The organism is Nostoc sp., assembly GCF_035638895.1.
In the GTDB taxonomy this organism is placed as follows: Bacteria; Cyanobacteriota; Cyanobacteriia; order Cyanobacteriales; family Nostocaceae; genus Nostoc.
In genome coordinates this window covers 1-9,089 of sequence record NZ_DASQZC010000288.1, presented here as the reverse complement: position 1 = coordinate 9,089, position 9,089 = coordinate 1, and the positions used below count along the sequence as shown (strand labels likewise).

The 9,089-nt window shown below is 45.8% G+C and carries 8 protein-coding genes and 1 pseudogene; 5 read left to right on the top strand and 4 right to left on the bottom strand.

What is annotated here, in order from left to right; genetic code table 11:
• Positions 1–9 precede the first annotated feature (9 nt).
• From psb34 to VE944_RS14050, 4 genes are all read right to left on the bottom strand, one after another.
• Positions 10–189, bottom strand: a complete 180-nt coding sequence (gene psb34 / locus VE944_RS14065) for a photosystem II assembly protein Psb34 (protein ID WP_324977972.1) — start codon at positions 187–189, stop codon at positions 10–12.
• 183 nt (positions 190–372) lie between these two features.
• On the bottom strand, positions 373–2,418 hold the full coding sequence (locus VE944_RS14060) for a thiazole synthase (protein WP_324977970.1): 2,046 nt from the start codon (positions 2,416–2,418) through the stop codon (positions 373–375).
• 105 nt (positions 2,419–2,523) lie between these two features.
• Positions 2,524–2,922: a hypothetical protein gene (locus VE944_RS14055; protein WP_324977968.1), complete on the bottom strand. Its 399-nt coding sequence runs from the start codon at positions 2,920–2,922 to the stop codon at positions 2,524–2,526.
• 16 nt (positions 2,923–2,938) lie between these two features.
• Complete coding sequence (locus VE944_RS14050) at positions 2,939–3,277, bottom strand: 2Fe-2S iron-sulfur cluster-binding protein (protein ID WP_324977966.1); 339 nt, start codon at positions 3,275–3,277, stop codon at positions 2,939–2,941.
• Between the two features lie 75 nt (positions 3,278–3,352).
• Here VE944_RS14050 and cimA point away from each other — a divergent pair, with 75 nt between their 5' ends.
• From cimA to VE944_RS14025, 5 genes and pseudogenes are all read left to right on the top strand, one after another.
• A complete protein-coding gene (gene cimA, locus VE944_RS14045; protein ID WP_324977965.1) occupies positions 3,353–5,023 on the top strand; it encodes a citramalate synthase in 1,671 nt (556 codons plus the stop codon).
• Between the two features lie 221 nt (positions 5,024–5,244).
• Positions 5,245–6,228: an alpha-ketoacid dehydrogenase subunit beta gene (locus VE944_RS14040; protein ID WP_324977963.1), complete on the top strand. Its 984-nt coding sequence runs from the start codon at positions 5,245–5,247 to the stop codon at positions 6,226–6,228.
• Between the two features lie 148 nt (positions 6,229–6,376).
• Entirely contained in the window at positions 6,377–7,792 is a 1,416-nt protein-coding gene (gene secD / locus VE944_RS14035; RefSeq protein ID WP_324977974.1) for a protein translocase subunit SecD, read from the top strand.
• Complete coding sequence (gene secF, locus VE944_RS14030; RefSeq protein ID WP_324977961.1) at positions 7,789–8,775, top strand: protein translocase subunit SecF; 987 nt, start codon at positions 7,789–7,791, stop codon at positions 8,773–8,775. The genes secD and secF overlap by 4 nt, the downstream gene beginning before the upstream one ends.
• Positions 8,776–8,862: 87 nt before the next feature.
• Positions 8,863–9,089: pseudogene (locus VE944_RS14025) on the top strand (hypothetical protein); the annotation flags it as partial.

The following is a 9,089-nucleotide window of genomic DNA, read 5'->3' as shown; positions in this document are numbered from 1 at the left end:
ATTTTACGATCAGCTGCTCTTAGAAACAAAGAAGGCAACTAGAATCAAGCCGCCAACCAAAACTGTAGCGACTATTCCTATTAAAAGATAAGTTCGCTTTTGCCCTTCTGTGGGGGGTTCTGCTTGATAAATCTTTGGTTCCCGGGCAAAATTATTTAGAAGGCCGCCTTCTTCGTTTGTATAGGGCATGAATTAATTCCTTTGTATTTATTGTTCATTTAATGTTACATAAATGCTAGATCCGCTCTGAAACTGCTAGACAAATCGTTACATTGGGCATTTAAAGGAGGCAAAGGGGCGGGGAGCAGGGAGCAGGGAGCAGGGGGAAAAACTTACTGCAACTTCTGCTCCCCACTCCCCACTCCCCATTCCCTAACTAGTAATCGTCCCAGTCAAAGGTGAACTAGGGCTGGCGTAGTCTTTGATAGGCATTCTGCCAGCAAGATATGCCAAACGACCGGCAACTGTTGCTAAATTCATGGCACGAGCCATTGCTGGCGGGTTAGGAGAAAGTGCGATCGCACTATTAATCAACAAAGCGTCTGCTCCCAATTCCATTGCCTGGGCGGCTTCTGAGGGTGAACCAATTCCGGCATCTACCACTACTGGTACACCCGCATTTTCGATGATGATTTGAATGTTGGCGGTTGTTTTTAGTCCTTGTCCAGAACCAATTGGCGATGCTAAAGGCATGACTGTAGCACAGCCTACTTCTTCTAAACGTTTGGCTAACATGGGGTCAGCGTTAATATAGGGCAATACTGCAAAACCTTCTTTAACTAATTGTTCTGCGGCTTGCAACGTCCCAATTGGATCTGGGAGTAAATACTTAAGGTCAGGTATTACTTCTAACTTTATAAAATTATTATCTTCCTGCCCTAACAATTTCGCCATTTCTCGCCCTAAACGCGCTACCCGAATCGCCTCTTCAGCAGTTTGGCAACCTGCGGTATTAGGCAACATCCAGATTTTTGTCCAATCTAAGGCTTCAGCTAAACCTTCATGTCCGGGGGCCTTGGTTTGTACCCGTCGGACTGCCACGGTGACAATCTGGCAATCACTGGCGGCGATGCTTTGCTGCATTTCTTCAATGCTGCGATACTTCCCAGTTCCCGTCATCAAGCGGGATTGGAAGGTTTTGCCAGCAATAATTAGTGGGGAGTCGAGAGTGGGGAGTGGGGAATGGGGGGATATGGCAGGACGATTCCCGTTGGAGAAATTGGCAGAGTGAGTCAGCATTGGTGTGGAGGTAGATGGCTTGGACTGAAAGCGCGAATAGTGAAAATTAGCAAGTAGAGGGTCAGACTTTTGTTCCAAGATGAAATCGGCAATCAATGCGGCTGTGATGGGCGCAAGTAGAATCCCGTTACGGTAATGGCCTGTAGCAAGGGTTAAATTTTCACAATGGCTAGTGCCAAGGATGGGCAACTCATCGGGGGTGGCTGGGCGAAATCCCCACCAGAATTCTTGGATGGGATAATGCTTGAGTTGGGGATACAGCCGGATGGCAGCTTGTAATAGTATTTGAATGCCTTCTGGGGTGTTGTTGGGAATGAAACCAACATCTTCGCTGGTTGCGCCAATCACAAGGCGATCGCGTCTTGGTACGATGTAAATATCCTGCCCAAACAAAACCCGCTTCAAGGGCAATTCCGGCGCAATTTCTGGTATCCGCACACTCAGCATTTGCCCTTTTCTGGGACGCACGGGTACTGGTAATAACTCATTTGACCAAGCACCTGAAGCTAAAACATAGTGCGCGGCGCGAATTATTCCCGCATTGGTTTGCACGCCAACCACTTGCCCTTGCTGCTGTAAAAATGCTTCTACTGTAATCCCGTCTTTGAGTTTAACACCAACAGACTCAGCCGCCGTCCACAATACCTGAGCTAGAGCCTTATTATCAACTTGTGCGTCTTCAGGATACCACCAGCCACCAACTACCTCTGCTCCCAATCCTGGCTGATATTGATGAATTGCCTCTTTGTTTAACCAGTAAGCCGGGGATGAGGAGGATGAGGGAGATGAGGAGGAAGAATTTACTTCCCTATCTCCCCCTGCTCCCCCTGCTCCCCCTGCTCCCCCTGCTCCCTCATCTCCCCCTGCTCCTTGCCCCCCTGCCTCTCCAAAGAGGGGTGCAAGGATACCGCAGGAACGGTAGCCAGTATTTAAGCCAGTTAGTTCTTCTAGTTTGCGCGTCCAGTCGGGATATAATGCACGCGATCGCCAACACAAAGAATGCATTGCCCCATTAGGGATGTTCTCCGCATCTGGTGCTAACATCCCGGCGGCGGCATGAGTAGCGGCAGCCAGGAAGTCACGACAAAGCACGGTGACACTTGCCCCGCGCAGTTTTAGCTCAATGGCGATCGCTAAACCAATAACGCCGCCACCAATAATTACAATCTCACTAGTCATTAGTCATTAGTCACTAGTCATTAGCCATTAGTCATTAGTACATAACTAATAACTCATAACTCATAACTTATAACTTATAACTCGTAACTATAGACGGATCTATCGTTACCACAAGGCGCGAATTGGTTCGTTGCCTTGATTTGTCTCGCTGGATGGCGTATTTGTTTGTGAAGAATCTGTATTGTTGTCTGTTGTAGTGTCAGTAGGTGATGTTGAGTCATCAGAAGGATTCTGAGCAACGTTACTCCTGTTCTCAGGTCTTGGAGCTACGATACCGCGTCTGTTTGCGTTTGTTTCGGTTGTTCCATTTCCTTCAGTTGCAGTTTCTTCATTCTTGCTGCCAGCACTGCTATTAACATTGATATTAGCTGGCAGGACTTGTGATTTTTTGTCACTGGGAGCGTTAGCGGTTTGTACTCCCATAGGAAAGTTGATGCCCAGTAATGTACCAAGCAGAATGGCCAAACCTCCAGCCATTAAAATTAAGGGTGTCCATCTACCCATCTTGTCTTACTCCTTTTTAACCTTTTGGTGTCCACACTATTCGAGATCCTTGTCCCCAAAATCCATCAAACTTTGTCACTTTCACATCGCCTAAAACCAGAGTTTGACAGGCTAAACGCAAGTCTGTTGTAGGAGAATGGGGAGGAAGCGAACGCCGTGCTCGATCACGCCAATTCGCTGCTGATACTTCTCCCTCTACCTTAACCGCGCAAGTTCCGCAACTGCCAATGCCCCGACAGTTTATTAACTTAGCACCGTCATTGTAGAGTTCAATTCCATTTTGCAGCAAAATTGTTCGGAGATTGCTTTTGCTTACGCACTCAATTGTTTTACCTTGAGCTAGTACCTTAGGCATTTTTAAATTGCCAAACTGGCGTTTTGTTGTATATTGACACATTGCCTTGAAAGTTGTCTCGTCGGTCCCAGTTTTATGACCACAAATTCTTCACCTCAACTTTGGCTCTATGACACTACATTACGAGATGGCACTCAGCGCGAGGGGCTATCAGTATCGATAGAAGATAAGTTACGCATTGCTCGTAGACTCGATCAACTGGGAATTCCCTTTATTGAAGGCGGTTGGCCTGGTGCCAATCCCAAGGATGTACAATTTTTCTGGCAACTCCAAGAAGATCCACTTAAACAAGCTGAAATTGTGGCTTTTTGTTCGACTCGCCGCCCCAATTCCACTGCCGCAACCGAACCGATGCTACAGGATATTTTGGCTGCGGGGACTCGCTGGGTAACGATTTTTGGCAAGTCTTGGGATTTACATGTCACAACCAGCCTCAAGACGACATTAGAAGAAAATTTGGCGATGATCCGCGACACAATTGAGTACCTCCGTTCTCAAGGGCGTCGCATTATCTACGATGCCGAACATTGGTTTGATGGCTACAAGCACAATCGAGATTATGCTTTACAGACATTAGAGGCTGCGATCGCATCTGGTGCTGAATGGTTAGTCCTTTGTGATACTAATGGTGGCACTTTACCCCATGAAATTAGCCAAATTGTTCAAGATGTGGTAGGGGTGACTGAGGAACTGGGGACTGGGGACTGGGGACTGGGGGCTAGCAAAGAATCTTCCCAATCCCCAATCCCCCAAATTGGAATTCACACTCATAACGATTCGGAAATGGCGGTTGCTAATGCAATAGCCGCCGTGAGGGCGGGGGCAAAGATGGTACAGGGGACAATTAATGGTTACGGTGAACGTTGCGGTAATGCTAACCTCTGTTCGTTAATTCCCAATTTACAATTGAAGCTGGGTTACAGTTGTATCACAGAAGACCAGCTAACACAACTTACAGAAGCTAGTCGTTTTGTGAGTGAGGTGGTCAATCTCGCACCAGATGAACACGCTCCCTTTGTCGGACTTTCGGCTTTTGCCCACAAGGGCGGTATTCATGTATCAGCTGTGGAACGTAATCCCCTAACTTACGAACATATTCAGCCGGAACAAGTCGGGAATCATCGCCGCATCGTGATTTCTGAACAGTCTGGACTTAGCAATGTTTTAGCCAAAGCCCGCAGTTTTGGCATTGACCTCGATCAACAGAAGGCTGAAGCCAAGCAAATTCTCCAGCGCCTCAAAGATTTGGAGAGTGAAGGATTTCAATTTGAAGCAGCAGAGGCCAGTTTTGCGCTGTTGATGCATGAAGCTTTGGGAGGTCGCCAGAAGTTTTTTGAAGTCAAAGGTTTTCAAGTCCACTGTGACTTGATTGAGGGGAAAGAAACTAGCAATGCCTTAGCCACAGTCAAAATAGCTGTTGATGGCAAAAATATTCTGGAGGCGGCGGAAGGTAATGGTCCTGTGGCAGCTTTGGATGCGGCTTTACGCAAGGCTTTAGTGAATTTTTATCCTCAAATAGCAACCTTTGATTTGACAGATTACAAAGTGCGGATTCTCAACGGACATACGGGCACTGCGGCGAAAACCCGTGTGTTGGTAGAGTCAGGCAATGGTCGTCAACGCTGGACTACAGTAGGAGTTTCCACCAACATTTTGGAGGCTTCTTATCAAGCGGTGGTGGAAGGCTTGGAATATGGTTTGTTGTTGCACTCCCAAAAAGAAGCAGCTTTGAAAGCTTCTACTTGATTAAAGTTACTATTTAGTGTATGGAGGTTAAGTGAGAACCTAGCTGTAGGTAGAGGTAATTCCAGGTTCTAAATTACCTCTAGCTAACGGGAAAATAGCTTTGATATTATGCTTAGGTGGTTTGTTTAAACAACCTAAACTCTAACTAGTGCGATCGCTCACCGTATTTGCGACAGCAGCACGATAAAATTCTAAAACTATAATCGTAATAAAAGGTCTAAATGGCAGAAACACTATTTTTCAACGCCTTACGCGAAGCCATTGATGAAGAAATGGCGCGTGATTCCAGCGTATTCGTTCTCGGTGAAGATGTCGGACACTACGGCGGTTCCTATAAAGTTACCAAAGACCTGTACCAAAAATATGGCGAACTCCGCATTTTAGACACCCCCATTGCCGAAAATAGCTTTACTGGCATGGCAGTGGGAGCAGCAATGACAGGGTTGCGTCCCATCATTGAAGGCATGAATATGGGCTTTTTACTGCTCGCCTTCAACCAAATATCCAACAACGCTGGGATGCTGCGTTATACTTCTGGCGGTAACTTTAAAATTCCGATGGTAATTCGCGGCCCTGGAGGTGTGGGACGACAGCTAGGTGCAGAACATTCCCAGCGACTAGAAACTTACTTCCAAGCTGTGCCAGGGTTGAAAATTGTTGCCTGCTCTACACCAAGAAACGCTAAAGGACTACTGAAATCCGCTATCCGCGATGATAACCCCGTGTTGTTCTTTGAACACGTTTTGCTTTACAACTTGAAAGAAGATTTACCAGAAGAAGAATACTTGTTACCTCTGGATAAAGCAGAAATTGTGCGTGAAGGAAAAGATGTCACAATTATTACTTACTCGCGAATGCGGCATCATGTGCTACAAGCAGTAAAAACTCTTGAAAAACAAGGATATGATCCAGAAATTATCGATTTAATATCTCTCAAACCATTAGATTTTGATACAATTGGTGCATCAGTACGTAAAACCCATAAAGTTATTGTTGTAGAAGAATCCATGCGAACTGCGGGTATTGGAGCAGAAGTTATTGCCTCAATAAACGATCGCTTATTCGATGAATTAGATGCGCCAGTACTGCGGCTGTCTTCCCAAGATATCCCCACACCTTACAACGGCAACTTAGAACGACTAACAATCGTCCAACCAGAGCAAATCGTAGAAGCTGTGGAAAAAATGGTAGCGTTGCGAGTCTAGGGACTGGAGACTGGGGGCTGGGGGCTGGGGGCTGGGGACTAGCAAGAGAAGAGTAACAATGCCCCATACCCGATCCCTACTCCCCACTCACCATTCATAACTCCATAAAAGAGCGCTATTATAGCCTTTGTCAGTTGCGAGTTATGGTATGCAAAGACAGCGATCGCTATTAATTTTGATTTTAGTTATGATAATCGCCGCTATTACGGTGATTGCCACAATTCCGATACCTCTTGGGCTGGACTTGCGCGGAGGCTCACAGCTCACAATTCAGGTGAAACCATCGGCGGAAATTCCCAAAATCACCGAACGAGAATTGGAAGGTGTGAAGAAAGTTGTCGAAGGCCGGATTAATGGTCTGGGTGTTTCTGAGCCATTGATCCAAACAGTCGGCGCAGATAAAATACTGGTGCAACTACCAGGAGTTAATGACCCAGAGCAAGCCGAACGGGTGCTAGGTGGTACGGCGCAGTTAGAATTTCGTACCCAAAAGCCGAATACAGAAACTCAACTCCTTGCTTTTCAAGCATCTAGAGCCGAATTGAAAGCCAAGCAAGAAGAGTTAAGAAAGAGTACTGATAAAGCAGCAATTGTCAAGAATCAAGAAGATTTGCAAAAAAATAATCAAGCGATCGCAGAATTGTTTGAAAGCACCAAACCACCCCTAATTGGTAAATACCTCAAGGATGCTTATGGTGAACCTCCCAGTCAAGGTAATAACTGGCATGTTGCGATTCGCTTCGACCAAGAGGGTGGTCAACTGTTTGCCAATTTAACAAAAAATCTTGCTGGTACTGGGCGTAGCATTGGTGTTTTTCTAGACAATGAGCTTATCAGCGCTCCTACCGTGGGTATAGAATTTGCCGCCACTGGTATTACTGGTGGTTCTGCCATAATTACAGGACGCTTTACCCCACAAGAAGCAAATGATTTAGGTGTGCAGCTGCGTGGCGGTGCATTACCCGTACCAGTAGAAATTGCAGAAATTCGCACTGTTGGGGCAACCTTGGGTAAAGACAGTATCACTAGCAGTATCTACGCTGGTATCGGTGGTCTGACTTTAGTATTAGTATTTATGGTGGTGTATTATAGACTACCAGGACTGATTGCCGATGTAGCCCTATTGATTTACGCCCTGCTAACCTGGGCTACTTTTGCTTTGTTGGGTGTCACCCTAACTCTGCCAGGAATTGCCGGTTTTATCCTCAGTATTGGGATGGCAGTGGATGCAAATGTACTAATTTTTGAGCGGACGCGGGAAGAATTGCAAGCGGGCAAATCCCTGTATCGTTCCATAGAATCTGGCTTTTACCGGGCCTTTTCTAGTATTTTGGACGGTAATGTTACCACAGTCATTGCCTGTGCTGCACTATTCTGGCTAGGGGCTGGTTTGGTGAAAGGCTTTGCCCTAACTTTAGCTTTGGGCGTAGCAGTGAGTATGTTTAGCGCCATTACTTGTAGTCGTACCTTCATGTTTTTAGCATATACAATTCCTGCACTGCGGAAACCAGAATATTTCTGTCCGAACCTGCCAGCATCAAATAAGGCAGAGGTAACTCAATGAAACTAAGTATTAATAAATCGCGATCGCTTTGGTGGGCTATTTCTATTGCCGTCATCCTCGCTGGTATCATCTCAATGGTGATTTCTTGGCAAAACCCGAACATTAAAGCACCCCTACGTCCCAGTTTGGATTTTGTCGGTGGTACACGATTACAGTTTGAACGAGATTGTACCAAACCCGGTAACTGCGACCAGCCAATTGATATCAATGTCGTTCGAGAAGTAGCTAAAGCACAGGGGTTGGGTGATAGCAGCATCCAAATTATTGCTGACAAAGGTACTGGTGCGGAAAATGGTATATTAATTCGCACAAAAAACTTAGATCGCGAACAGCGTACCAATTTGCAAAATGCCTTAAGTGAAAAAGTCGGTGTTTTTGACGAGCAAAAAAATCAATTTGACACGGTTGGCCCTACTCTGGGGGCAGAGCTGTTTAGGTCTGGGGTAATAGCTTTAATAGTTTCCTTTGCAGGCATCATAATCTACTTGACCTTCCGGTTCCAGTTAGATTATGCGGTGTTTGCGATCGTTGCTCTACTTCATGATGTCTTGATTACAGCAGGGATGTTTTCGATTTTGGGTTTGGTACTGGGTACTGAAGTAGATAGTCTCTTCATCGTTGCCCTGCTGACAATTACAGGTTTCTCAGTTAACGATACTGTAGTGATTTACGATCGCATTCGTGAGACGCTGCAAATAAATCCCAATCGACCAATTGCTGATATTGTGGATGATGCAGTAAACCAAACCTTAACAAGGTCTATCAACACGACCTTTGCTACAATGCTGTCATTATTTGCTATCTTTCTGTTTGGCGGCGAAACTCTGAAAAACTTTGCCTTAGCTTTAATTATTGGCTTTACAGCAGGGGCTTATTCAAGTATTTTCATCGCCAGTACTCTTCTAACTTTGTGGCGAGAGCGCAATGGTCAAGCAACTATGGTAGTCAATGGTGAGTCGATTGATACATCTGCTGGTAACTAATCATTGGGCATTGGGCATTGGTTAATAACCAATAGTTATTCTTCCCCTGCTCCCTCATCTTCCTCATCCCCCACCTTCCCACAGCCTATGGATCAATCCGAACAATTGTCAATAACTGACCTATCCTTTGCTCAACAAGTACAAAGGCTACACCAGTTAACAATATATGGCAGGTGGCTGTTTGTGGGCTTTTTGTGGCTCACCATTGCACCTGTTAGCTTGTGGGGTCTACGTGCAGAAATTTCTCTGTGGGAACAATATTTTACCTGGGTAGCGGTGCGATATGGACTCTTCTACCATCCACTGTCTACCTT

What these genes read in the sequence shown, in the direction of transcription:
- psb34 (WP_324977972.1), bottom strand. Translation starts at nt 189, where the DNA reads ATGCCCTATACAAACGAAGAAGGCGGCCTTCTAAATAATTTTGCCCGG.
- VE944_RS14060 (WP_324977970.1), bottom strand. Translation starts at nt 2,418, where the DNA reads ATGACTAGTGAGATTGTAATTATTGGTGGCGGCGTTATTGGTTTAGCG.
- VE944_RS14055 (WP_324977968.1), bottom strand. Translation starts at nt 2,922, where the DNA reads ATGGGTAGATGGACACCCTTAATTTTAATGGCTGGAGGTTTGGCCATT.
- VE944_RS14050 (WP_324977966.1), bottom strand. Translation starts at nt 3,277, where the DNA reads ATGCCTAAGGTACTAGCTCAAGGTAAAACAATTGAGTGCGTAAGCAAA.
- cimA (WP_324977965.1), top strand. Translation starts at nt 3,353, where the DNA reads ATGACCACAAATTCTTCACCTCAACTTTGGCTCTATGACACTACATTA.
- VE944_RS14040 (WP_324977963.1), top strand. Translation starts at nt 5,245, where the DNA reads ATGGCAGAAACACTATTTTTCAACGCCTTACGCGAAGCCATTGATGAA.
- secD (WP_324977974.1), top strand. Translation starts at nt 6,377, where the DNA reads ATGCAAAGACAGCGATCGCTATTAATTTTGATTTTAGTTATGATAATC.
- secF (WP_324977961.1), top strand. Translation starts at nt 7,789, where the DNA reads ATGAAACTAAGTATTAATAAATCGCGATCGCTTTGGTGGGCTATTTCT.